The organism is Meridianimaribacter flavus (assembly GCF_004366715.1).
Taxonomy (GTDB): Bacteria; Bacteroidota; Bacteroidia; order Flavobacteriales; family Flavobacteriaceae; genus Gaetbulibacter_B; species Gaetbulibacter_B jejuensis.
Genome location: NZ_SOQZ01000001.1, coordinates 222702 through 248289 on the forward strand (window position 1 = coordinate 222702; position 25588 = coordinate 248289).

Annotated in this window: 28 protein-coding genes; 21 read left to right on the top strand and 7 right to left on the bottom strand. The window is 33.0% G+C overall.

Annotated elements, in window-relative coordinates; all coding sequences use genetic code 11:
- Window positions 1-90: 90 nt before the first annotated feature.
- From atpB to A8975_RS01100, 15 genes are all read left to right on the top strand, one after another.
- The gene (gene atpB, locus A8975_RS01030; protein ID WP_129759739.1) at window positions 91-1173 is read left to right on the top strand and encodes a F0F1 ATP synthase subunit A; all 1083 of its coding nucleotides are present in this window, start codon (window positions 91-93) and stop codon (window positions 1171-1173) included.
- Window positions 1174-1192: 19 nt separating this feature from the next.
- Entirely contained in the window at window positions 1193-1399 is a 207-nt protein-coding gene (gene atpE, locus A8975_RS01035) for an ATP synthase F0 subunit C (protein WP_007647348.1), read from the top strand.
- 81 nt (window positions 1400-1480) lie between these two features.
- Window positions 1481-1975, top strand: coding sequence for a F0F1 ATP synthase subunit B (locus A8975_RS01040; protein WP_129759738.1), 495 nt, complete (start codon window positions 1481-1483; stop codon window positions 1973-1975).
- A 60-nt stretch (window positions 1976-2035) separates the two neighbouring features.
- Complete coding sequence (gene atpH / locus A8975_RS01045; RefSeq protein WP_129759737.1) at window positions 2036-2572, top strand: ATP synthase F1 subunit delta; 537 nt, start codon at window positions 2036-2038, stop codon at window positions 2570-2572.
- A gap of 29 nt (window positions 2573-2601) precedes the next feature.
- The gene (atpA, locus tag A8975_RS01050; protein ID WP_134198372.1) at window positions 2602-4182 is read left to right on the top strand and encodes a F0F1 ATP synthase subunit alpha; all 1581 of its coding nucleotides are present in this window, start codon (window positions 2602-2604) and stop codon (window positions 4180-4182) included.
- A gap of 36 nt (window positions 4183-4218) precedes the next feature.
- Complete coding sequence (atpG, locus tag A8975_RS01055) at window positions 4219-5079, top strand: ATP synthase F1 subunit gamma (RefSeq protein WP_129759735.1); 861 nt, start codon at window positions 4219-4221, stop codon at window positions 5077-5079.
- Window positions 5080-5231: 152 nt separating this feature from the next.
- Window positions 5232-5732, top strand: coding sequence for a hypothetical protein (locus A8975_RS01060; protein ID WP_134198373.1), 501 nt, complete (start codon window positions 5232-5234; stop codon window positions 5730-5732).
- 24 nt (window positions 5733-5756) lie between these two features.
- On the top strand, window positions 5757-6215 hold the full coding sequence (locus A8975_RS01065) for a hypothetical protein (RefSeq protein ID WP_134198374.1): 459 nt from the start codon (window positions 5757-5759) through the stop codon (window positions 6213-6215).
- Window positions 6216-6267: 52 nt separating this feature from the next.
- Window positions 6268-7698, top strand: coding sequence for an oligosaccharide flippase family protein (locus A8975_RS01070; protein WP_134198375.1), 1431 nt, complete (start codon window positions 6268-6270; stop codon window positions 7696-7698).
- The gene (dut, locus tag A8975_RS01075; protein ID WP_134198376.1) at window positions 7695-8129 is read left to right on the top strand and encodes a dUTP diphosphatase; all 435 of its coding nucleotides are present in this window, start codon (window positions 7695-7697) and stop codon (window positions 8127-8129) included. The genes A8975_RS01070 and dut overlap by 4 nt, the downstream gene beginning before the upstream one ends.
- A 36-nt stretch (window positions 8130-8165) precedes the next feature.
- Window positions 8166-8480 (top strand): GIY-YIG nuclease family protein, encoded by a 315-nt coding sequence (locus A8975_RS01080; protein ID WP_243832927.1) that lies wholly within the window; start codon window positions 8166-8168, stop codon window positions 8478-8480.
- Window positions 8481-8547: 67 nt separating this feature from the next.
- Complete coding sequence (locus A8975_RS01085; RefSeq protein ID WP_134198377.1) at window positions 8548-9564, top strand: sugar phosphate nucleotidyltransferase; 1017 nt, start codon at window positions 8548-8550, stop codon at window positions 9562-9564.
- A gap of 86 nt (window positions 9565-9650) precedes the next feature.
- A complete protein-coding gene (locus A8975_RS01090) occupies window positions 9651-11015 on the top strand; it encodes a tetratricopeptide repeat protein (protein WP_134198378.1) in 1365 nt (454 codons plus the stop codon).
- 15 nt (window positions 11016-11030) lie between these two features.
- Window positions 11031-11804, top strand: coding sequence for a DUF4292 domain-containing protein (locus tag A8975_RS01095; protein WP_243832928.1), 774 nt, complete (start codon window positions 11031-11033; stop codon window positions 11802-11804).
- 28 nt (window positions 11805-11832) lie between these two features.
- Window positions 11833-13026, top strand: a complete 1194-nt coding sequence (locus tag A8975_RS01100; protein WP_243832929.1) for a murein hydrolase activator EnvC family protein — start codon at window positions 11833-11835, stop codon at window positions 13024-13026.
- Window positions 13027-13118: 92 nt separating this feature from the next.
- Here the strand turns inward: A8975_RS01100 and A8975_RS01105 are convergent, their stop codons facing one another.
- Both A8975_RS01105 and A8975_RS01110 read right to left on the bottom strand, forming a co-directional pair.
- Complete coding sequence (locus tag A8975_RS01105) at window positions 13119-13628, bottom strand: acyl-CoA thioesterase (protein ID WP_129759727.1); 510 nt, start codon at window positions 13626-13628, stop codon at window positions 13119-13121.
- Window positions 13629-13684: 56 nt separating this feature from the next.
- Window positions 13685-14623, bottom strand: coding sequence for an SPOR domain-containing protein (locus A8975_RS01110; RefSeq protein WP_134198380.1), 939 nt, complete (start codon window positions 14621-14623; stop codon window positions 13685-13687).
- 105 nt (window positions 14624-14728) lie between these two features.
- On the opposite strand from A8975_RS01110, the gene dprA reads away from it, so the two are divergent.
- Window positions 14729-15832, top strand: coding sequence for a DNA-processing protein DprA (dprA, locus tag A8975_RS01115; protein ID WP_134198381.1), 1104 nt, complete (start codon window positions 14729-14731; stop codon window positions 15830-15832).
- On the opposite strand, the gene trpS is transcribed toward dprA, so the two are convergent.
- Complete coding sequence (gene trpS, locus A8975_RS01120) at window positions 15829-16797, bottom strand: tryptophan--tRNA ligase (RefSeq protein ID WP_134198857.1); 969 nt, start codon at window positions 16795-16797, stop codon at window positions 15829-15831. The genes dprA and trpS overlap by 4 nt on opposite strands.
- A gap of 111 nt (window positions 16798-16908) precedes the next feature.
- Between trpS and A8975_RS01125 the strand changes: the two genes are divergently transcribed.
- On the top strand, window positions 16909-17649 hold the full coding sequence (locus A8975_RS01125; RefSeq protein WP_134198382.1) for a lysophospholipid acyltransferase family protein: 741 nt from the start codon (window positions 16909-16911) through the stop codon (window positions 17647-17649).
- Window positions 17650-17726: 77 nt separating this feature from the next.
- On the opposite strand, the gene A8975_RS01130 is transcribed toward A8975_RS01125, so the two are convergent.
- The 4 genes from A8975_RS01130 to recA all read right to left on the bottom strand — a co-directional run bounded on the left by A8975_RS01130 (window position 17727) and on the right by recA (window position 21352).
- Entirely contained in the window at window positions 17727-19259 is a 1533-nt protein-coding gene (locus tag A8975_RS01130) for a hypothetical protein (RefSeq protein ID WP_134198383.1), read from the bottom strand.
- Window positions 19259-19801 (bottom strand): RNA polymerase sigma factor, encoded by a 543-nt coding sequence (locus A8975_RS01135; protein ID WP_129759721.1) that lies wholly within the window; start codon window positions 19799-19801, stop codon window positions 19259-19261. Before A8975_RS01135 ends, A8975_RS01130 begins: the two co-directional genes overlap by 1 nt.
- Window positions 19802-19831: 30 nt before the next feature.
- Window positions 19832-20239: a membrane lipoprotein lipid attachment site-containing protein gene (locus A8975_RS01140; protein ID WP_134198384.1), complete on the bottom strand. Its 408-nt coding sequence runs from the start codon at window positions 20237-20239 to the stop codon at window positions 19832-19834.
- A gap of 108 nt (window positions 20240-20347) precedes the next feature.
- The gene (recA, locus tag A8975_RS01145; protein ID WP_131506330.1) at window positions 20348-21352 is read right to left on the bottom strand and encodes a recombinase RecA; all 1005 of its coding nucleotides are present in this window, start codon (window positions 21350-21352) and stop codon (window positions 20348-20350) included.
- 384 nt (window positions 21353-21736) lie between these two features.
- Between recA and A8975_RS01150 the strand changes: the two genes are divergently transcribed.
- The 4 genes from A8975_RS01150 to A8975_RS01165 all read left to right on the top strand — a co-directional run bounded on the left by A8975_RS01150 (window position 21737) and on the right by A8975_RS01165 (window position 25587).
- On the top strand, window positions 21737-22807 hold the full coding sequence (locus A8975_RS01150; protein WP_131506329.1) for a rhodanese-related sulfurtransferase: 1071 nt from the start codon (window positions 21737-21739) through the stop codon (window positions 22805-22807).
- Complete coding sequence (locus tag A8975_RS01155) at window positions 22808-23812, top strand: radical SAM protein (protein WP_131506328.1); 1005 nt, start codon at window positions 22808-22810, stop codon at window positions 23810-23812.
- A gap of 118 nt (window positions 23813-23930) precedes the next feature.
- Window positions 23931-25103, top strand: coding sequence for a stage 0 sporulation family protein (locus tag A8975_RS01160; RefSeq protein ID WP_129759716.1), 1173 nt, complete (start codon window positions 23931-23933; stop codon window positions 25101-25103).
- Window positions 25090-25587 carry a gliding motility lipoprotein GldH gene (locus A8975_RS01165; protein ID WP_131506327.1) on the top strand — a complete coding sequence of 166 codons (498 nt, stop codon included), beginning with the start codon at window positions 25090-25092 and terminating at the stop codon, window positions 25585-25587. The genes A8975_RS01160 and A8975_RS01165 overlap by 14 nt, the downstream gene beginning before the upstream one ends.
- Window position 25588: the final 1 nt, after the last annotated feature.

Sequence of the window (25588 nt, forward strand, 5' to 3'; positions counted from 1 at the left end):
TAAATAATCCTTAAAATAGTGTTGGACAATTAATATAATGTACGTACATTTGCACGGAATTTAAAGCAAGGTATTTTTAAGTAATACACAATGACATTAAACACCTTTAAAAGCGCACTATTTTCTGTTCTGTTTTTAACCGTATCATTTTTTGGTTATGCTTCAGAAGATGCTCATTCTGAGAACAAAGAGGAATTCAATCCTAAAGAGATGATTTTGCATCACGTAAAAGACGCTTACGGTATGCATATCATAGATATCAATGGACACCCAATTTCTATCCCACTTCCTATTATACTTTATACTGATAGTGGATTAACAACATTTATGTCTTCAGAGTTTCATCACGATTATAATGGAGAAGTAGTTGTTGAAAAAGATGGGCAACGTTTTGTAAATGTTCATGAAAAAATTTACCGATTAAATGATGGTGAAACAACAGTAAAATACGATGCAGAACATCATCCTATTAATGCTGAGCGTCCTTGGGATTTTTCAATAACAAGAAACGTTTTTATGATGTGGGTTTCAGTTATTGTATTGCTTTTCATTTTCCTTACTACTGCAAAACAGTACAAAAAATCAGGTAACTACGTACCAAAAGGAATTGCAAGTTTCATGGAGCCTCTTATTGTATTTGTAAGAGACGAGATTGCAAAGCCTATGATTGGTGAGCACAAGTACAAGCGGTTTATGCCATACTTGTTAACTGTATTTTTCTTTATATGGATTAACAACATTTTCGGTTTAATTCCAATTTTAAATGGTGCTAACCTTAGTGGTAACATTGCGTTTACGTTCTCTTTAGCATTTTGTACTTTTTTAATAACAACATTTAGCGGAAACAAACATTACTGGAAACATATTTTCTGGATGCCTGGTGTACCAGTACCAATGAAAATATTTTTAATGCCTATTGAAATTGTAGGTATGTTCGTAAAACCAATTTCATTAATGATTCGTTTGTTTGCAAACATTACTGCTGGTCACATTATTATTCTAGCTTTAATGTCGTTAATATTCATTTTTGAAACCATTGCTGTTGCACCAGTATCTATAGCGTTCTCATTATTTATTGGGATTATAGAAATTGTGGTAACTGCAATACAAGCATATATTTTTACAGTATTATCAGCGTTATACTTTGGTATGGCAACAGAAGAAGCACATTAATTAATTTAAATTTTATATTATGACTATTACAGGAATCGCAGCAATTGGAGCTGGTTTAGCAGCAATTGGAGCTGGAATGGGAATTGGAAGAATCGGTGGATCAGCTATGGATGCTATGGCTCGTCAACCAGAAATCCAAGGAAAAATCCAAACTTCAGCACTAATCTTAGCAGCCTTCGTAGAAGCAGTAGCTTTATTTGGTGTTGTTGCAGCATTAATCGTTTAATGATTAACAAGAAACTACAAAAGTAGCGGTTGGCTGCTTTTGTAGTTTATTTTAAAATTTAAGTTATAAAGACATAAAACCATGGATTTAATAAAACCAGATTTTGGACTCGTATTTTGGTCGTTAATTACATTTGTAATTTTACTTTTTGTTTTAAGAAAATTTGCTTGGAAACCTATTCTTGGTGCAGTAGAAGATAGAGAAGAAGGTATCAAAAGCGCTTTAGCATCAGCTGAAAACGCTCGTAAGGAAATGGAAAACCTTAAAGCAGATAATGAGCGTATCTTACAAGAAGCTCGTAGCGAACGTGAAGCTTTGTTAAAAGAAGCACGTGAGATTAAAGCCAAAATTATTGCAGATGCTGAAGAAGATGCACAAGCTAAGGCTAGCAAAATGATTGAGCAAGCACAAGCTGCAATTGAAAGCGAAAAGAAAGCTGCAATGGCTGAGCTTAAAAACCATGTTGCAGGTTTATCATTAGAAATTGCAGAGAAAGTAGTTCGTGAAGAACTATCTAACAAAGACAAACAATTACAATTAGTTGAGTCTATGTTAGGCGAAGCAACATTAAACTAAAACAAGTATTAACTAAACAATAAAAGTCCTTTCCTTAAAAAAGGGTTTAGTATTAGGAAAATGGCAGGAGCAAGAGCAGCAGTACGTTACGCAAAAGCAGTTTTAAGCTTAGCATCAGATCAAAACACAGCAGATGCTGTAAATAATGATATGAAGCTTATAGTAAACACTATTGCAGAAAACAAAGATTTAAGCAACATGCTTCAAAGTCCTATTGTAAGGTCTTCGGTAAAAAAAGAAGTATTGTTAGAGGTGTTTAAAAACACAAACTCAGTTACAAGTAATTTAATTGATACACTGATTGCTAACAAAAGAATTTCTCTTATAGGCGAAACAGCTTCTAAATACAATCAGTTATACGACGAGTTAAAAGGAACACAAGTTGCAAAAGTTACAACTGCTGTGCCTATTACTGATGATTTAAAAGTAAAAGTTTTAGCTAAAGTAAAAGAACTTACAGGAAAAGAAGTTGAAGTTGAAAATATTGTAGATGAAAGCATTTTAGGTGGTTTTATCTTACGTGTTGGAGACATTCAATACAATGCAAGTATTGCAAATAAATTAAACAAACTAAAAAGAGAATTTACATTAAACTAAAGATAGTTTTATCTTAAATAAATAATAAGATGGCAGAAGTAAAACCAGCTGAAATATCAGCAATCTTAAAACAACAACTTTCAGGTTTTGAAGCAGGTGCTTCATTAGATGAAGTAGGAACAGTATTAACTGTTGGTGATGGTATTGTACGTGCTTATGGACTTTCAAATGCGCAATACGGAGAATTAGTAGAATTTGAAGGCGGATTAGAAGGTATTGTACTAAACCTTGAAGAAGATAACGTAGGTATCGTATTATTAGGTCCTTCTAAAGTAATCAAAGAAGGTTCTACAGTAAAGCGTACAGGACGTATCGCATCTATTAACGTAGGTGAAGGTATTGTTGGTCGTGTGGTTGATACTTTAGGTAACCCAATTGATGGTAAAGGTGCTATCTCTGGTGATACTTATGAAATGCCATTAGAGCGTAAAGCTCCTGGTGTTATCTACCGTCAGCCAGTAAACGAACCATTACAAACAGGTATCAAATCTATTGATGCAATGATTCCTGTAGGTCGTGGACAACGTGAGCTGGTAATTGGTGACCGTCAAACTGGTAAAACAACAGTTTGTATTGATACCATCTTAAATCAAAAAGAATTTTATGATGCAGGTGAGCCTGTTTACTGTATATATGTTGCTGTAGGTCAAAAAGCATCTACTGTAGCAAACATTGCTAAAACTTTAGAAGATAAAGGCGCTTTAGCATATACAACAATTGTTGCTGCAAACGCATCAGATCCTGCTCCAATGCAAGTATATGCACCTTTTGCAGGAGCTGCAATTGGTGAGTATTTTAGAGATACTGGTCGTCCAGCTTTAATTATCTATGACGATTTATCTAAGCAAGCGGTAGCTTACCGTGAGGTATCTTTATTATTACGTCGTCCACCAGGACGTGAGGCGTACCCAGGAGACGTTTTCTACTTACACTCTCGTTTATTAGAGCGTTCTGCTAAAGTAATTGCTGATGATGCTATTGCTAAGGACATGAATGACTTACCAGAGTCATTAAAGCCAATCGTAAAAGGTGGTGGTTCTTTAACAGCATTACCAATTATTGAAACTCAAGCAGGTGACGTATCAGCATATATCCCAACTAACGTAATTTCTATTACAGATGGTCAGATATTCTTAGAGTCTGATTTATTCAACTCTGGTGTGCGTCCAGCAATTAACGTAGGTATCTCTGTATCTCGTGTAGGTGGTTCGGCTCAGATTAAATCAATGAAAAAAGTAGCAGGTACATTAAAATTAGACCAAGCACAGTTCCGTGAACTAGAAGCATTTGCTAAGTTTGGTTCTGACCTTGATGCTGCAACTCTTAATGTAATTGAAAAAGGTAAACGTAACGTTGAGATCTTAAAGCAAGCTCAAAACGATCCATTTACTGTAGAAGATCAAGTAGCTATCATCTATGCAGGTTCTAAAAACTTACTAAGAGATGTTCCTGTAGAAAAAGTAAAAGAATTTGAAACTGATTATATTGAGTTCTTAAAAGCAAAACACAGCGATGTGTTAGCTACTTTAAAAGCAGGTAAATTAACTGATGAGGTTACAGATACATTAAGTACTGTAGCAAAAGAATTATCAGCTAAATATAAAGCATAATAATTACGCTCACGCAAGTGAGTTCATATTTACAATATGGCAAACTTAAAAGAAATACGTAATAGAATATCTTCGGTATCTTCAACGATGCAGATTACTAGTGCTATGAAAATGGTATCTGCTGCAAAGTTAAAGAAAGCACAAGATGCTATTACTGCAATGCGACCTTATGCAGATAAGTTAACTGAACTTTTACAAAGTTTAAGTGCAACTTTAGATGCAGACTCAGGAAGCAAGTTTTCTGATCAACGTGAAGTTAAAAAAGTATTAATCGTTGCTATTACTTCAAACAGAGGTTTGTGTGGTGCTTTCAACTCAAATATCATTAAAGCTGTAAGCAAACTAACTTCTGAAACATACGCAAATCAAGAAGTATCTTATGTAGCTGTTGGTAAAAAAGCAAATGATGCTTTTAAAAAGACCAATAAAGTTATTGCTAATAAGAGTGAAGTTTTTGACGATTTAACTTTTGATAACGTTGCTGAGATAGCTCAAATGCTTATGGATAAATTCGTAGCAGGAGAGTATGATAAGATTGATATTGTTTACAACAAGTTTAAAAATGCTGCAACGCAAGAAGTAATGACTGAACAGTTTTTACCAATTGTTCCTGTTGAAGCTGATGCTAATGTAAACTTAGATTATATTTTTGAACCTTCAAAAATTGAAATCGTTGAACAATTAATTCCTAAGTCATTAAAAACACAGTTGTATAAAGGTGTAAGAGACTCATTTGCGTCTGAACATGGAGCACGAATGACTGCAATGCACAAAGCAACTGATAATGCTACTGAGTTAAGAGATCAATTAAAGTTAACTTATAACAAAGCACGTCAAGCTGCAATTACCAACGAAATCCTTGAAATTGTTGGTGGTGCTGAAGCATTAAACAATTAGACGCAGTCAAATGTGTTTTGAATAAAACTAAATACTGTCATGCTGAACTTGTTTCAGCATCTCATAATACAAAAGAAACCTCACCAAATCGGTGAGGTTTTTTTATGGCATTGATTTTGAAATAGTATCTTTATAATCGTTAAGTTTTAGAAATGAGATTAATAAAACACACTTTATATTTAATAGCTTTATTAGTTATGTTAGGATTCTATCAATGTTCTAGTGCGCAAAAACTGCAAGAAAAGGCTCCAGTTAATTTTGGAGAGGTCTACTATCAAACATGGAATGCTGGTGTAAAAGAAGGAGGGTCAGGTACAAACGTTTTTATCACTGTAAAAGAAGATAAAATCGTATTGGACAGTATCTATTTTAGGGGACAAGGAGTAAAGCTTGAACGCTTAGAGAAAGACGCTTTAGTTTATGTTGGCAGGTTTAAATCTATACAAAACAAAGACATTGTATTAAGTAGCGAAATGAACGAAGAGCATAAAAATCAATTGCCTTATTTACCATCTCAACTGCCTTTTAAACTTGAAAATGACGAATGTGTTATAACTTACAAACAACACGAAAAGACAAACTATTATAAGATTTCAAATATTATTGAAAAACCTACGTTAAATTACCCAAGTCCTCCTCCCAAAAAGGACTAATCCCAAATCTTAAAATCTTAACCTATGAGACCTTTTAAGCCAATCCTTCTGTTTCTCATTATTACCTTAATGGGATGCTCAAATGCTTATAAGCTACAAAAGCAAGCACCTTTTCAGTATACCAGAGCCTATTATCAGGTATGGATATCCAATATTAAAATAGGAAGTGAAGGCATCGATTTTCATATTGCCAACTTAACGCCCAACAATAATGTAGTTATTGATAGTGTTTATTTTAGAAACTTAAAAGGAGCATTAACACCTGTTAAAGGAAAATACGTTTCTAGATTAATTAAACGCAACCCAATTTCCGAAGGTCATCAACTAGCATTAATTAAGGAATTTCCATTTAAAATTTCTAATAGAGAATGTGTGGTAAGCTATAGAGAAAATGGAGAAAAAAAATATTTTAAAATAAGTAACCTTGTAGAAAACGAAGGTATTTATTATGAAAATGGACCTCCAAATTCCCAATCAGATTGACATTGCATTTCCTTTTTTAAAACAGTATCTTTAGCAGAGTAAAAAATCACTCTTGGGCGCATTAAAAAAGTTTTTTAAAGACACTATTATCTATGGTTTAGCAACAGTTTTACCTAGATTAATGAACTTTGTTTTAGTGCCACTACATACCGATACTTTAGAAACCACAAGTTATTCTGACAACACAACGTTTTATGTGTATGCTGCTTTTTTTAATGTATTGCTAACTTATGGTATGGAAACTGCTTTCTTCAGGTTTTTTAGTAAAAGTGAAGAAAAGCACAAGGTCTTTTCTACTGCATTAATAAGTTTAGTAGTTTCTACTGTCTTGTTCTTTGCAGTTGTCTTTAGTTTTAATCAACAACTTTCAGAGCTAGTAAATTTAGACCAAACCTACTTTAATTTGTTATTGGGTGTATTGGTGTTAGATACACTTGTTGTAGTGCCTTTTGCGTATTTAAGAGCAACAGGAAGACCAATAAGGTTTGCTTCAATAAAACTTTCTAATATACTCATATATGTTGCGCTGAACTTCTTTTTTCTTTGGGCAATACCAGAGTTTGGAATAGAGTTTTCTAGTTATGACAGTAGCAACTTAGTAAAGTACATATTCATTGCTAACCTTGTAGCGAGCATAGTAACGCTATTGTTACTGTCACCTTACTTTTTTAAAACAAAGCTTCAATTTAGCACGACAGTTTTTAAACAACTTCTCAATTATGGTTGGCCAATAATGGTTGCTGGACTAGCCTATGTAATTAATGAGAATTTTGATAAATGGCTTTTACCAGAATTGTTAGGAAAAGATATTAATGGAGCATATAGTGGTTGCTATAAAATTGCAGTTTTTATGACCATTTTTATTCAAGGATTTAGGTTAGGAGCAGAACCGTTCTTTTTTAATCATGCTAAAGAACACAATGCAAAAGAAACTTATGCGACTATAATGAAATACTTTGTGATTTTTGGAAGTTTCATGTTGGTCTTTATAGTAGCTTATCTCAATATATTCAAAGAACTTATTGTTAGAGATGAAAGTTACTGGATAGCAATAGATATTGTTCCTATAGTGCTTTTAGCAAATCTTTGCTTAGGTATTTATTTCAACCTTGCTATTTGGTATAAGTTAACTGATAAAACGCGCTACGGAATGTATTTATCAATCGTAGGAGCTATAATCACAATTGGGTTCAATTATATAATGATTCCTAAAATTGGGTTTATGGCTTCCGCTTGGGCAACTCTAGCAGCTTATGCTGTTATGATGTTATTGTCATATGTTTTAGGACAAAAACATTATCCTGTTCCATATGATTTAAAAAAGATAGCTCTATACTTAATTCTAGCAGTAGTAATGTCAATAATAGTATTAAAAACCAATAGCAACTATTACCTAAATACAGGCTTAGTTTTATTATTTTTGGCGATAGTATTTGTTTCTGAAAAAGAACAAATCAAACAACTCTTAAAAAGAAAACAATGACCATAAAAATCATTAACAAATCCAATCACGCTTTACCTAACTACGAAACCATTGCTTCTGCAGGAATGGATTTACGTGCTAATTTATCTGAATCTAGAACCTTAAAACCATTAGAGAGAAGTATTGTAGGTACAGGGTTATTTATGGAACTTCCTATTGGTTATGAAGCTCAAGTAAGACCACGCAGTGGTTTAGCAGCCAAAAAGGGAATTACAGTGCTCAATGCTCCAGGAACAATTGATGCTGATTATAGAGGAGAGATTGGAGTTATTTTGGTAAACTTATCTAATGAAGATTTTACTATCCAAAATGGTGAGCGTATTGCACAATTGGTTATTGCAAAACACGAACGTGCAGAATGGGAATTAGTAGAAGAACTCTCTGAAACCTCAAGAGGTGAAGGTGGTTTTGGGAGTACAGGAACTAAGTAAATTCCTGCAAACGCAGGAATCTCTTTTTGCAATTGTATGAAACTGTGGTATGTGTATATAATGAGCAATAGAGCTAATGGAGTTTTGTATATTGGTGTTACTGATAATATTGAAGAAAGGGTAAAAGAACATAAACTAAAAGTTTACCCAAAATCTTTCACAGCCAAGTATAATTGTACTATGCTTGTCTATTTTGAAGAGTTTGAAAATGGAAAAGATGCTGAAAAGAGAGAAAGACAATTCAAAAAATGGAAAAGAAATTGGAAAGTTGAATTGATAGAAGAAATGAATCCTAATTGGATAGATATTAGTGCCAATTGGAATCTAAATTTTAACAAACTAAGAGAATAAAGAGATTCCTACTTTTATAGGAATTAAGTTTAACACAAAAAAGATACCTGCTTTCGCAGGCAGTAATATGAAAATAATAGTTCCAATGGCTGGTCGAGGCTCTCGACTTCGTCCGCACACATTAACAGTTCCAAAACCATTAATTCCTGTTGCTGGACAACCAATAGTACATCGATTAGTAAAAGATATTGCTAAAATTTTAAAACAACCAATTGAAGAAGTTGCTTTTGTTTTAGGTGATCCTGCTTTTTTTGGCGACGATGTTGTAGATAGTTTAACTGCATTAGCGACCGATTTGGGAGCTAAAGCGTCAATTTATAGGCAAGATCAACCTTTAGGAACAGGACATGCTATAATGAGCGCTAAAGCATCACTTTCAGGACCTGCAGTTATTGCCTATGCTGATACATTAATAAGAGCCGATTTTAATTTAGACCCAGAAGCTGATGCTGTAATCTGGACAAAACAGGTTGATAACCCTCAAGCGTTTGGAGTTGTAAAACTTAACGCTAACAACGAAATTATTGAACTGGTTGAAAAACCTCAAGAATTCGTTAGTGACCAAGCGGTTATTGGTATTTACTATTTTAAAGATGTAGGTGTTTTAAAAAGCAAACTACAAGAAGTTCTTGATGAAAATATTATGAATGGTGGCGAGTACCAAATAAATGATGGTATAAAACGCATGATGGCAGAAGGAAAAGTCTTTAAAACAGGAACTGTTGATGAATGGATGGACTGTGGTAACAAACCTGTAACGGTTCAAACCAATAGTAAAATGCTCAATTTTCTTAAAAATGATGGTGAGCATCTAATTAGCGATTCTGTGACACTTCACAATTCAAAAATCATAGAGCCTTGTTTTATAGGAGAAAACGTGGTGTTAAACAATACAACAGTAGGTCCAAACGTTTCTATTGGCAATAATTGCGTTATTGAAAATTCAACCGTTAAAAATAGCTTAATTCAAACGTATACAACCGTTAAAAATGCTAATTTAGAGGATGCTATGATTGGTAATCATGTTTCCTATGACGGAAATTTTAAAACCATTAGTATTGGAGATTATTCGGTTTTGGAATAAATTCTAGTGAAAACAGGAATCTTTTAAACCTAAGTTTGGAATAACAATTGCAATAGCATTCAAGACAAAGCAAAGAAACACTAATAATGAAATACAATACCTACATCGTTGCCATACTATTTGGACTATTTTTTATTCCACAAACTAGTATTGCTCAAGTCGATTTTAACAAACGACCAGACGATGATTTAGGTAATGTCGAAGATGCGTATCAAGAATTATTTTTTGAAGCCCTAAAGCAAAAAGGTATTGAAAACTACCAACGTGCAGTAGATGCTCTTTTAAAATGCATAAAAATTGACGATTCTGATGCTGCTTTGTATTTCGAGTTAGGTAAAAACTATAATAAGCTTAAAAACTTTGGAGCTGCTGAAGATGCTCTAAGAAAAGCCATTTCAAAGTCACCAGAAAACGAGTGGTACATGGACGAGCTTTATGATGTTTACATTCAGCAGAATGATGTTGACAAAGCGGTAAAAACCGTTAAACAGCTTGTTAAATACCATCCAGACTACAAAGAAGACCTAGCAGGATTATACATAAAAGCCGAAAAGTATAAAGACGCTATAAAACTTCTTGATGAGTTAGATGAAGAATTTGGGATTAGTGAGAATAGAGATTATATGCGAAATCAAATCTATAACATAACAGGGAATGATGACGATCGCATTGAAAATCTTGAAGACCGAGTTAAAAATAATCCTCAAAACGAAGACAATTATTTAAAACTCGTGTACAGATATAGCGAAATAGGAGACACACAAAAAGCGTTTGATACAGCGCAACGTCTTTTAGAAATCAATCCAGAATCGCAATTGGTTCATCTTGCATTATATAAGTTTTATTTAAATGATAATGACACTCAAAATGCCATTAACTCTATGAAAATTGTACTTACAAGTGCATCGATTAACCCTGAGGCAAAAACCAAAGTGTTTAACGATTTTGTAGAGTTTGTATCTAAGCATCCTGAGTACGAATCGCAATTAGTAGATGTTACAGCTTTGGTGGATAATGATAAAAGCAAAAAAACACTATTAGAATTAGGTCAGTATTACTTAAAATCTGGAGACAAAACCAAAGCACTAAGCTACTATGAGGAAGCTTTAAAGCAAGAGCCTAGCAACTACAACATTATTAAAGATGTATTGTTACTTCAGTTAGAACTTAATCAGAATGATAAAGTAGTTGTTAAGAGTAACCAAGCGTTAGAACTTTATCCTGCACAACCCATATTTTACCTTTTAAATGGTGTTGCAAACAATAAGCTAAAGCAACCAAAACAAGCAATTGAAAGTTTAGAAACAGGATTAGATTATATTATTGATGATCCTAAAATGGAAGCCGATTTTTACACGCAATTAAGCACTGCATATAAATTGAATAATAATATATCAAAATCTGAAACGTTTGCTAAAAAAGCCCAAGCTATTGCTGGTGGTCAACAATAATGTTCCTGAAAATCTATGATGAAGCAAATTAAAATATTAGTTGTTACAGTTGTGGTATGTGCTGTTTATGGATGTAAATCTACCAAAAGCGTTACTGACACTGGAACGCTCAATACAAGCATTACTGCAAAACAACTTATTAGAGAAAATTCTAAACAGGAAATCCGATTTAAAACCTTGCAAGCCAAAGTAAAAATAGACTATACTCAAGGTGACGACTCTCAAGGCTATACAGTAAACCTTAGAATAAAAAAAGATGAAACCATCTGGTTGAGTGCTACTTTGGGTTTAGCTAGAGCCATGATAACACCAGATAGAGTTCAGTTTTACGACAAAATAAACAATCAGTATTTTGATGGTGACTACACCTTACTAAGTAATATTTTAGGAGTAGAATTAGACTTTAAAAAGGTTCAAAACCTACTTATGGGAGAAGCTATTTATAATCTAAAAGATGACACCTACAAGGCATCAACTCATCAAGAATCTTATGTGCTTGAGCCTAAAAATCAAAAAGCAGTATTAGAGCTGTTTTACTTAATTAATCCAGGACATTTTAAAATGGATTCTCAACAACTGTATCAACCATTACAGCAACGTATGTTGCAAGTAGATTATAAATCCTATCAGGAAGTACAACGTCAAATTGTTCCAGAAAACATACACATTTCTGCTGTTGAATCAACCAGTGAAGTTACTATTGATTTAGAGTACAAATCAGTGTCGCTTAATGAAGAAGTACGTTTTCCATTTAAAATACCTTCAGGGTTTAAAGAAATAATATTATAACATGTATAGTAAGCCAACCTTAATAGTAATGATATGTTTCTTTATGAACATTGGTTTCGGTTTTGCGCAAAGTGATAAGCAAAAGGAACTCGAAGCCCAACGTAAGAAATATCAAAATGAATTAAAGCAATTAAATGCGTTGCTGTTTTCTGATAAGAAAAAGGAAAAGTCAGTAATTTCATTGGTAGAAGACCTTAACTACAAGGTAAATGTTAGAAAAAACCTGATTAAAATTACTAATGACCAAGCCAATTTATTAACTAGGGAAATCAACGATAACCAAAATGAAATTTCCAGCCTTAGAGAGCAATTAAAACAGCTTAAAGCAGATTATGCTGCAATGATTGTAAAGTCTTATAAAAGCAAGTCAGAGCAAAGTAAAATAATGTTTCTGTTATCGGCAGATAATTTTCAGCAAGCTTATAAGCGTTTACAATACCTAAAGCAGTATAGAAATTACCAAGAAGAACAAGGCGAAGCGATTAAATCAAAAACTGCACGTTTACAAGAATTAAATACGTCTTTAATACAACAAAGAGAAGACAAGCAAAAGCTTATTGAAGAAAACCGAATTGCCAAAAAGCAGTTGGAAGGAGAACTCAAAGAGCACGAAACACTTATGGCTTCTATACGCCAAAACATGAGTAAATATGCGTCTCAAATAAAAGTAAAGCAGCAGGAAATAGATAAAATTGACAAAGAGATTGACAGGTTAATTAAAGAAGCTATTGCTGCGTCTAATAAAAAAGCAGGAAAATCCACTACATCTAAAGGGTTTGCATTAACAGCTGAAGCTAAACAGTTGGCTGCTAACTTTCAGTCTAACAAAGGACAATTACCTTGGCCTGTTGAAAAAGGAGTTGTTAAAGTACGCTATGGTAATCAACCATCACCAATTGATAGAACTGTAACGTTTAATAGTCCTGGAGTTAGAATTGCAACCGAACAAGGCGCAAAAGTGCGAGCGGTTTTTGATGGTGAAGTTTCTGAAATTTTAGTTATACCAAATGCTAATCCTGTAATTATGATTAGGCATGGTAACTACATTACAGTTTATAAAAACCTATCAAAAATTTACGTCAAAAAAGGCGATAAAATTACTACCAAACAAGAAATAGGAGAGGTGTTTACCAATAAAAATACAGGTGAAACTATGCTAGGTTTTGGAGTTTACAAAGATTCCCAAACTCAAAATCCTGCAAGCTGGATTTACAAAATGTGATAGCATTTTGAAAACTATTTTAGGATTTACAAATGTGATAGCATTTTGTAAACTCTATCATTCTGTACTTGATAGGGAACCCAAAAAACTAATTACTCAAACAATGCTTTAAGTTCAGTTGCGTCGTTTGGTTTTAGCTTTCCTGCAAGTACTAAACTTAACTGTTTACGTCTTAAAGCAGCATCAAAGCGTTCTTTTTCTAAATCGGTTTCAGGAACAATTTCAGGAACAGATACAGGTCTTCCAGTTTCATCTACAGCTACAAAAGTGTATATAGCTTCGTTAGCTTTGGTTTTAATTCCAGACTCTCTATCATCAATCCAAACGTCAATATAAACTTCCATAGATGTTTTAAAAGCTCTTGATACCTTAGCTTCAACAGTCACAACACTCCCTAATGGTACTGACCTATTAAAAGCTACATGGTTAACCGAAGCAGTAACTACAATACGTCTGCTGTGGCGTCTTGCAGCAATACTAGCAGCACGATCCATACGAGCTAAAAGCTCTCCTCCAAAAAGGTTGTTTAATGGATTGGTTTCACTTGGAAGTACCAAGTCGGTCATTACAGTTTTAGATGCATTGGGTGTCTTTGCTTTCATGTCTATGAATTTGAATGCAAAGGTAAGGTGCTTTTAAAAACTAAAGAAAGAAAATATTAGTTTAATGCTTTTACTAATAACCAAGCGTCAGGATTATGGGTTCTTTTTATGTCACGCAAGGTTTTAAGAGCTTCAAGTCTATCAACATGACTAGAATATACTACCTCGTGTAAGCCATATTTGTTAACACCAATTTTTCTAGCCTTATAACCAAGTGCTTTTAACTGTGCTACTTTCTTATCAGAGTTTTCTTCAACTCTAAAAGCACCAGCAATAATGTGGTAGTTGCCTTGTTGTTTTTCAACAGTTAGTGTTGCAGCAGGTAAAGGATTTTCAATTACAAACGTAGCCTCTTGTACTTTGTTGTCTAGTTGGGTGTTAGCTTCTTCTTGTGCTAATTGATTTTGAGATTCTATTTCATTAATGTAATAGTTAGAAGCTACAAAACCACCAAGACCTAAAAATAGAACAGCAATGGCAGCATATTTTAAATAGGGTCTAGATTTGCGTTTTTCAGGAGTTACAGTAATTGGAATGACGTTCTCAATAGTTTCAACTTCTTCTTTGTAAACTTCTCGACTAACTTGATTTGATACAAATTGAGATAAACCAAAAGCATCAGTTAAGTAATTGATGTGATAAGAAGGGTCAAAAACAATTTTTCCTTCAGCATTTAAAACCAATTCACCAATATTATCAAAGGTTAAGGTTTCACCTTGAACCAAATACGATTTAATAGATTTAACGTGCTTGTTTAGTTTTTGAGAAGCAATTTCATAAGGAATTTTTTCTACCTCAGCAATATAAGATGATAATAAACCATCATTATGTTGTAGTTGCTCGTTAAAAGACAACACTTTTTTTGGAGGATAGAATGAGTTAGTAGACTCATGTACTTTTGCAGAAACGCTTTTGGTTAAAAACGCTCCAAACTCTGGTATAGTTACACAATCATATCTGTATAACAAATCACTTATGTAGGTTTCCAATTGCATAAAAACAAAGTTAAAAATTTTTGTATGCGAATAAAAATTCGGCTTAACTATTTATTAACACTTTAAAATTTAGTTTATTGTAGGTTCAAAACCAGCGTGATAGTTATGAATACCGAACAATTAATTTATACATTGGCGTTACAACACGTACCAAATATTGGTGATATTACCGCTAAGAAGCTTATAAAAAGTTGTGGTTCTGCTGAAGCTGTTTTAAAAGAAAAGAAGCAAAACCTTTTAAAAATAGATGGTATTGGTAGTGCTACAATTAGCGATTTGTTTAATTCATCGCATATTGTAGCTGCTGAAAATGAAATTAAATTTATTGAAGACAACAATATTGCTTGCTTATATTTTATGGATAACGATTATCCAGAACGGTTAAAACATTGTATTGATGGACCAATTGTGTTGTTTCAGTCTGGAAATATCAACCTTAAAGAAAAACGCATTATTAGCATTGTTGGAGCAAGAAAAATTACTACATATGGTATAGCCTTTTGCGAAAAGTTGGTTGAAGAATTAGCTGTTTTTAATCCTGTAATCGTTTCAGGGTTTGCTTATGGAACAGATATTACTGCCCAAAAAGCAGCATTACAACATAATTTGCAAACCATAGGTTGCTTAGCTCATGGTTTAAATCAAATTTATCCTAAAACCCATAAAAAATATATGGTTGATGTTGAGAAGCATGGAGGGTTTTTTACTGATTTTTGGAGTACTGACGTTTTTGACAGAACCAATTTTTTAAAACGCAACAGGATTATTGCAGGACTTAGTGAAGCTACTGTAGTTATTGAATCTGCAGAAAAAGGAGGTAGCTTGGTCACTGCTGATATTGCAAGCTCATATAACAGAGATGTATTTGCTGTTCCTGGAAGAACTACCGATTTGCAAAGTGTAGGTTGCAATAATTTGATTAAATATCAAAAGGCACATGCATTAACTACACCATTAGATATTCCATATATATTAAATTGGCAGTTAGAAGGCGAAAAAAAGCCAGTAGTACAAAAGCAATTGTTTGTTGAACTAGATACTACAGAAAAAGCAATATATAATTACCTAAAAGAAAACGAAAAGCAACAACTAGATGTCATAGCCATTAACTGTAATTTGCCTATTTTTAAAGTAAGCAGTACGTTGCTAAATATGGAGCTAAAAGGCGTGATAAGACCTTTACCAGGAAAGCTGTTTGAGGTTATTTAATAACCAGCTTTTTCTCTAACTCTTTTTAAAACATCGTCAGCAACCACTTTTGCTTTCTCAGCACCTAAAGCAAGTGCTTTATCAATTTCGCTAAGGTTATTCATATAGTAGTTGTATTGCTCACGTTGTTTCGCAAATTTTTCAATAATTAATTCAAACAAAGCCTGTTTAGCATGTCCATAACCATAACCACCTTTTTCATAATTGGCTTTCATGGTTTCTATTTGACTTTCTGTAGCTAGTAAACTATAAATCGCAAAACAATTACAAGTTTTCCAGTCTTTTGGCTCTTCAAGAGGTGTACTATCCGTTTCAATAGACATAATTTGTTTACGCAGCTTTTTATCAGCTAAAAAGATATTAATAAAATTACCTCTACTCTTACTCATTTTTTCACCATCGGTTCCAGGAATGAGTTTGGTGCTTTCTTGAACTTTAGCCTCTGGTAAAACAAAAGTTTCACCCATTTTAGTATGAAAACGAGTCGCTACATCACGTGTCATTTCAAGGTGTTGTAGTTGGTCTTTTCCAACAGGAACAATATTGGCATCGTATAATAAAATATCAGCAGCCATAAGCATTGGGTACATAAACAAACCAGCATTTACATCGTCTAGCCTATCAGCTTTGTCTTTAAAACCATGCGCTAATTTTAAACGTTGATAAGGAAAAAAGCAATCTAAATACCAAGCAAGTTCGGTTACTTGCGGTACGTCGCTTTGTCTGTAAAACACAGTTTTTTCAACATCTAACCCAAAGGCTAACCAGGTTGCTGCAACAGAGTAGGTATTGTGTCGTAACTCCTCAGCATCTTTTATTTGTGTAAGTGTATGCAAATTGGCAATAAATAAAAACGATTCGTTTTTTTGATCGTTTGCCATTTCTATTGCAGGTATAATTGCACCTAAAATATTACCTAAATGTGGAGTTCCTGTACTTTGTATTCCTGTTAAAATTCTTGCCATATCAACTTCCCTCTTAAGGGAGAATCTCATTAAATTAAACTTGATTATATCGTCAGCAAAGGTAATTTTTTTAGTAGAATTGTTGAATTAATTTGAGTAGTTTTGAGGCTTATGAAAATTTTCAAGTACATTTTTTGGGTTTTTTACAGGATTTGGTTCTACATTTTAGTAGCACTACCTATAATTGTGCTCTTCCCTGTACTTTTAATTTCTATCTTAAAAGAGTCTTGGTATCCATTTTTTTTCAAGTTAGCACGCATTTGGGCTAAGTTTATTTTAATTGGGATGGGTTTCAATTACAAAATTGAAAGAGAGCAAACACCTGAAAAAGGAAAAAGCTATATGTTTATTGCTAACCATACCTCTATGACAGACATTATGCTAATGCTAGTGGCTGTTAAAAATCCATTTGTGTTTGTTGGAAAAGCTGAATTAGCTAAAATACCTTTGTTTGGATTTTTCTATAAACGTACAAGTATATTAGTAGACAGAAGTAGTGAAAAAAGCCGAAAAGCAGTTTTTTTAAGAGCGCAACGAAGACTCAAACAAGGTATGAGTATTTGTATTTTTCCTGAAGGTGGTGTTCCTGATGAAAGTATTGTTTTAGACGAATTTAAAGATGGCGCTTTTAGAATGGCTATTAACCATCAAATACCAATTGTACCTTTAACTTTTGCTGATAATAAAAAACGTTTTTCTTATACTTTTTTTAGTGGAGGACCAGGAAAAATGAGAGTTAAAGTACATAAGTTTTTAATCACTAATGGACTTAAAGTTGACGCAACAAAACCATTGAATTCTAAAGCACATAGCATTATTTTAAATCAGTTATCAAAGTATCATAAAACCTAAAAAGCTGCCCTTGGCACAGAGCAGCTTTTAGTCATCATTGCGAGTTTGCAATAACTAATCTAACCAACTAAAAAAACCTAAAACTTATAACTTAAACCTGTATATACGCCAATAAAGTAAGGTTGAAAATCGCCTGAACTGTTAGAGAACGTATTTATTTGGTACTTGAACATAGGTTCAAGATTTATTTTTACTTTTTCTGATAAGTTATAGTTCATTCCTAATCCAAAATTGGCACTATAACTCATGTCTTTTATATTAGTAGCTTCACCTATAAGAGTTCTACCATTTTCATTAACAGCATAAATTTCATTTTTGTTTACAAACAACGTACTGAAACCACCAATAACATTAATTCCTACCTTTTTATTTAACAATGTATACTCCAGTTCAATAGGAACTTCTATAAACCCAAATTGCTGATCGATGGAACTATTTGCTTGAGCTTTTATAAGTTCTGGTGAGTGAACATTGTTTAAACTTTGAGCGCTTATTAGTGTATTGTTAGAGGCACTGTTGTTAAGTTTTACATTGCTTAACCTAGCACTCATAGAGTCAATGTTTTGGTAGGCAATAACATTGTTTGTGCCATAACCTAAATCTACTTTATTTACACCAACTCTTACTTTTAGTTTATCGTTAAACGCATAGCTACCGTTAATACCATAACTCATGCTGATTTCACCAGTTTTTGAGTTGTCCACAAACTGCTCGTCAATAGCTGAACCTTTACCTAGTGAATTGAAATAAACAGGCGCCACATTTGGAGAAATGTTCCACCTGCTTAGTTTCGATTCTTCTTTTTCTTCTTCATTTGTATTATTAGCTTCAGCAATAGCGTCTTCTATAGTTTTGTCTTCTGTATTTTCGTTTTCTTCATCTATAGCATTAGTTTTAGGATCATTGTCCTCTGCTGTATCACTATTATTGTCCTTAGTTGATGATTGAGCAACAGTCGTTTCAGAATCTTTAGCTCCTTTTATAAGATTATCTAAGTCTTCTTTGTTTTTCAAATGGCTTTCAGGCTTTTGATTGCTATTTGATGATTTAGTATCATTTTGGGCAACTGTAGTTGCTTTATTTGGATTGGTAGTTGGGTTGTTTTGATTTTTAGAAAAATGCTTTTGATTTTCTTGAGTTTTATAATTGATGTCTTTGGTAGTGTTGGAGCTTGCTACTTTAGATGTTGAATTTGATGAGTTATCACTTATAACTTTTGATGTTTTATTTTTATCTTCTTCAAAAGTACTGGTGTTTTCATTTGCAACTTCAGAGGTATTACTTATTGAGGTGCTGTTGTTTTCAAAATTACTATTGTCTTTGTTAGAATCTTCGTTGTTTGAAGCTCCATTAGGAGTTTCAGTATCTACAATTTCAGAAGGTGTGTTTGTAGTGCTAGAATCTGACAAGATACTATTACCTACAGTAAATAACAGCACTAAAAATGCTGCAACACCTGCAACTTTCCACCAAATAGGAATAACTCTGCGTTTACGTTTTTTATTATTTAAGTTAGCCTGAATGTTTTCCCATACAGCATCATTAGGAGTGGCTTCAAAGTTTTTGAGCTTCTCCTGAAAAAGTCTGTCTATGTTCTTTTTTTCACTCATTATAATGTTTGCGAGTTTATGCTCGCCTTGTATTGTTCAATCTTTTCTTTTAAAATCAATCGTGCTCTGGCAAGATTAGATTTTGAGGTTCCTGTTGATATGTTTAGCATCTCTGCTATTTCTTTATGCGAATAACCGTCTAGAGCATAAAGGTTAAATACTAACCTATAACGATCTGGTAACTCTTGAATAATGCTTAGTAAAAAGTCAATAGTTACTGCGTCTTCATCAATTTCTACACTAACATCTTCAATTTGCTCTTCATTAACAATATCAAAAACACCAACACTTCTATACCTTTGTAACGCAGTGTTAATAGTTATTCGTTTCATCCAGCCTTCTAAAGAACCTTTACTTTTATATTGTGATATTTTGTTGAAAATAGTCACAAAAGCATCTTGCAGATTGTCTTCTGCCTCTACATAATTTCTTGAGTACTTAAGACAAAGCGAAAATAGTTTGCTCGAATAGAGCTTATATAGTTGACTTTGAGCTTTAGTATCATTTTTTTTACAATGTTCTATGAGTTGCTCTAAACTCACATTATAAAGGTATTAGTTAGTCCAAATTAATTACTCAACAACAGGAATTTCTACTATGTAGTACAAATCGTTACCATTTTCGTCTTCACCTTGCCAAAATCTAAACACATAATTACCATTGCTGTTTACCATAAAGTTAAAGGATACTTCCTCTAAAGTAGCTGATTGGGTACAGCTTTGCTCTGGGTATACTGTGTTTATGACAGCAATAGTTCGTTGGTTTAACTCACTATCGTAATAAAAGTCATTAAACACATAACAGCCTGATGGTTTGTAGTAGCTTACATATATTGTGTAAGTTTCACCTAATACAAATTCTTCTGGCATATCCACACTCTCTACAGGTAATATCTCATAGTAAAATGAGGGAGCATCATCTTCTAACGAACATGACGTTAGTGATAGGATAAAAACAAATAGAAATAATATTTTTTTCATAGTTAAATTTGGTTTTGGGTAATACCTTTTTCAAAAGGTAGATACATAAAGTGTAAAAAGGTTGCGTTAAAAAATAAAAAAAATCCCGTTTTAAGGGATTTTTAAGTTTTAATTAGCTTCTTTAATAGTATTCCTAACTTTCTCTTCGAGTTCATCCATAAGTTCAGGATTGTCTTTAATTAGGTTTTTTACAGCATCTCTACCTTGACCTAGTTTGGTGTCATCATAACTAAACCACGAACCGCTTTTCTTTATAATTTCATGTTCAACAGCAATATCCAAGATTTCACCAACTTTTGAAACTCCTTCTCCATACATAATATCAAATTCAGCAGTTTTAAACGGTGGAGCTACTTTATTTTTAACCACTTTAACTCGTGTTTTATTACCAGAAACATTTCCGTCAGATTCTTTAATTTGAGTAGAGCGTCTAATGTCTAATCTAACTGAGGCATAGAATTTTAAAGCGTTACCACCAGTTGTAGTTTCAGGGTTTCCAAACATAACACCAATTTTTTCACGTAATTGGTTAATGAAAATCATTGTACAATTAGTCTTACTGATAGAGCCTGTGAGTTTTCTAAGTGCTTGAGACATTAATCGTGCGTGTAGTCCCATTTTAGAGTCACCCATTTCACCTTCAATTTCACTTTTAGGTGTAAGAGCAGCAACAGAATCAATTACTATAATATCAATAGCTCCAGAACGCACTAAGTTGTCGGCAATTTCAAGTGCTTGTTCACCATTGTCTGGTTGAGAAATGATTAGATTTTCTAAGTCAACACCTAATTTTTCAGCGTAAAATCTATCAAAAGCATGCTCAGCATCAATAAAAGCAGCAATACCTCCAGATTTTTGAGCTTCAGCAATAGCATGTAACGTTAAGGTTGTTTTACCAGAAGATTCCGGACCATAAATTTCAATAATTCTACCTCTTGGATAACCACCAACTCCTAATGCAATGTCAAGCCCTAATGAACCAGAAGGGATAGAATCAACATCCGCAACAGCTTGGTCACTCATTTTCATTACAGTCCCTTTTCCATAGGCTTTATCTAGTTTATCTAAAGTAAGCTTAAGTGCTTTTAATTTAGCGTCTTTTTCAGTACTCATCTACACAGTGTTTTTCTTAAATTAATCATGCTAAAATACGATAACTTTTGATTTTTTTCAATCATACGACGCAACCTTTTTACACTTTTTGCATCTACTTAATAATTAAGGGAAATCTTGCTATGAAATTCTTTAAAAAAACAATTGTAAACAATGCATTAGGTGTTTCAGTTGCTATACATATAAATAGCAACTGTAAAGCCGATGGAGGTTAACTCGTGTTATATTTTGGATTTTTAAATGAAAAAATATTAATAACGAGTTAGTCTACTAAAAGCACTTTATGAAAACCATAAAGTGCTTTTTGCATTTTAATAAGGCTAATCCTTAAAAAATAGTACCTTTGCCTAAAATTAATCTTTAACCTTAAAAAAATAGTATAGCATGCAACTGTACAATAACTTAAGTGCTAAAGAAAGAGCAGAACTTATTGAAAAAGCGGGAAAAGAACGCTTAACGATCTCTTTCTACAAATATGCCAAAATTGGCAACACTCAACTTTTTAGAAATCACATGTTTTTAGCTTGGGACGATCTTGACGTCTTGGGAAGAATTTATGTTGCACACGAAGGTATTAACGCACAACTTTCTGTTCCTGCAGATAATTTTGATGCTTTTAAAACGCATTTAGATACCATCACTTTTCTTGAAAACGTGCGTTTAAACATTGCAATTGAACACGATAATTATGCGTTTTTAAAGCTGAAGGTAAAAGTGCGCGACAAAATTGTAGCTGATGGATTAAACGACAATACTTTTGATGTTACTGATAAAGGAGTTCATGTTGAAGCTGAAAAGTTTAACGAGCTTATTGAAGACCCTAATACTGTTTTGGTAGACATGCGTAACCACTACGAAAGTGAAATAGGACATTTTAAAAATGCCATTACTCCAGATGTGGATACCTTTAGAGAATCTTTAGACCTAATAGAAGAAGATTTAAGAGAGCACAAGGAAGATAAAAAGCTAGTGATGTATTGTACTGGTGGAATTAGATGTGAAAAAGCTAGTGCATATTACAAACATAAAGGCTTTAAGCAAGTCTATCAGTTAGAAGGCGGTATTATAAATTATGTAAGACAAGTTGAAGAAAAAGGGCTTGAAAATAAGTTTATTGGTAAAAATTTTGTGTTTGATCAAAGACGTTCAGAACGTATAAGTGATGATGTTATAGCGCAATGCCATCAGTGTGGTGAACCTGCTGATATGCACACTAACTGTGCTAATGAAGCTTGTCATTTACTATTTATTCAATGTGATGCTTGTAAAGAAAAAATGGAAAACTGCTGCTCTACAACATGTATGGAAATAAACCGTTTACCACATGAAGAACAAAAAGCATTACGTAAAGGACAAGGCAATAGCAATGATATTTTCAAAAAAGGAAGAGCAGACCATTTACCGTTTAAAAAAGATTTGCGCAATATTTTTGAGACTATAGGCAAAAAAGTATAAATGAATACGTATAGGCTTTTACAACTTAACAGAAAAATTGAAGATCATAGAATAAAATTTTTTTGGATCTATTTGTTGCATAAGCTTAACAAACGTTATTTGGCTGTCAATTTAGACCCTGTAATGGCATGTAATTTACGTTGTAAAATGTGCTATTTTACAGATGCCGACTATGTAAAAACTCTTAAAGGCCAATTTAAGGAAGAAGACTTAAAGCTTGTCGCAGACACAATTTTTAATAGAGCTTTAAAACTTCAAATAGGTTGTGGAACCGAACCAACACTTTTTAAGGATTTACCAAAAATTGTAGCATTGGGTAAACAATATAATGTACCTTATATTTCGTTAACTACAAATGCGAATTTATTGACCGAAGAAAAGATTGAAGAACTTGTTAAAGCAGGCTTAAATGAGTTTACTATTTCATTGCATGGAGTCACTAAAGAAACCTATGAAGGCTTTATGAAAAAAGCCAGCTATGAAAAGTTTCACAATGCATTTAAGGCTTTTGCTAAGTTGAAAACTAAATATAATTTTAAGGTTCGAATTAATTATACATTCAATAAAGACAATTTTTACGAGCTAAAAGAGTTTTTCAATCACTTTAATCCAAATAGTTTTGATATTCTTCAAATACGACCTATTCAAAAAATAGGAAATACAGAGTATAATGATTTTGACATTTCGTCATTAACTCAGGACTATCCTGAGGTAATAGCTAGCATAAAAGAGGTTTGTAAAACAAATAACATAACTCTATTAGCACCTAATACACTAACGGGTTTAAATTCTGAAAATCAATCTAGCTTTGTGTTTGACTATACATTTTGCTACATTTCGCCTCAAAAGTTTTGGAAAGAAGGCTTTAATTGGAGAGAAGTAAGTTTTAATGAGTTTTCCAAACAAATAAACTGGAGTCAAACACTGTTTTCAAATATTTTTAGGTCTAAAAAACAACTTAAGTCACTGTCTAATAGACTTAACTATGAAATTGAGTTTAATTAAAACTCGGTTAAATAGTGCTTTTTAAGTCGATATAATAATCTTATATTTACAACTTAAACGATTTTTTAATTTCCTTCTGAAGAACGTGTTTTTCAGAATCAATATATATATCAAAAATATGGCTTGTAACAGTTGCTCAACTGGTAAAGATGGTCAACCAAAAGGATGTAAGAATAATGGAACATGCGGAACAGATAGCTGCAATAAACTAACTGTTTTTGATTGGTTGGCGAATATGTCTTTACCTAATGGAGAAGAACCTTTTATTGGTGTTGAGGTTAGGTTTAAAAATGGAAGAAAGCAATATTATAAAAACACTGAGAACTTAACATTAAGTATTGGAGACATAGTTGCTACTCAAGCTAAGTCAGGACATGATATAGGTATGGTAACGCTTACAGGAGAATTGGTAAGAATTCAAATGAAGCGAAAAAAGGTTGACATTAATGACGAAGAAGAAGTCTTAAAAATTTACCGCAAAGCCAACCAAAAAGATATTGATGTTTGGTCTTCTGCAAGAGATAAAGAAGAAGCTATGAAAGTTAAAGCAAGACAGTTTGCGATTGACTTAAAGCTAAAAATGAAAATCTCTGATATTGAATATCAAGGAGATGCCAGTAAAGCTACGTTTTACTATACTGCTGAAGAGCGTGTAGACTTTAGAGAACTTATAAAAGTATTTGCTAAAGAGTTTAGAACACGTATTGAGATGAAGCAAGTAGGTTTTCGTCAAGAAGCTGCAAGACTTGGTGGTATTGGCTCTTGTGGTAGAGAATTATGCTGCTCAACTTGGTTGACAGATTTTAGGTCTGTAAGTACTTCAGCAGCACGTTACCAACAGTTGTCGCTTAATCCATTAAAATTAGCAGGACAATGCGGAAAGTTAAAATGCTGCTTAAACTATGAATTAGACGCTTATCTAGAAGCGCTTAAACAATTTCCTAAAACTGAAATTAAACTTCATACAGAAAAAGGAACAGCGGTTTGTCAAAAAACTGATATTTTTAAAGGTCATATGTGGTATGCCTATGAAGGCGAATGGATGAATTGGCATAAGCTCACTACTGACCAAGCTAATGAAATCATAGAAAAAAATAAGAAAAAGCAAAAGGTTGCAAGCCTTGAAGAATATGCGGTTGAACTACTTGAAGATACTAAAGTTGCTTTTGAAAACGTTGTTGGTCAAGATAGTTTAACACGCTTTGATAGTCCAAAACGCAAAAAGAAACGTAGAAATAATAGAGGGAAACAAAAACGAAATAACAAGTCTCGAAATAATGCTAAAAAATAGTTGTATTGCACTTATAATGAGTATCCTTTGTTACTCATGCGATTCTAACCTTGTTTTTGATGAGTACCAAACTGTACCTAACCAATGGAATAAAGACTCATTAGTTTCGTTTAATGTAACACCTCCAGATTCAACCAATACTTATAATTTATTTCTTAATTTAAGAAACAACAATAGTTATAAGTACAGTAATTTATTTCTTATTGTTGAAATGAACTACCCAAACGGTAAGGTTCAAAAAGATACTCTAGAGTATGATATGACTGCTCCAGATGGCACTTTTTTAGGAAAAGGATTTACCGATGTTAAAGAAAATAAACTTTGGTATAAAGGTTATGAAAAACCATTTGTATTTAATGAAGTAGGAGAATATACGGTTAAAATTCAGCAAGCAATGAGAGAAAACGGTAAAGTTGATGGAGTAGAAAATCTAGAGGGAATTACTGAAGTAGGATTTAGAATAGAACATTCAAATACTAATTGAT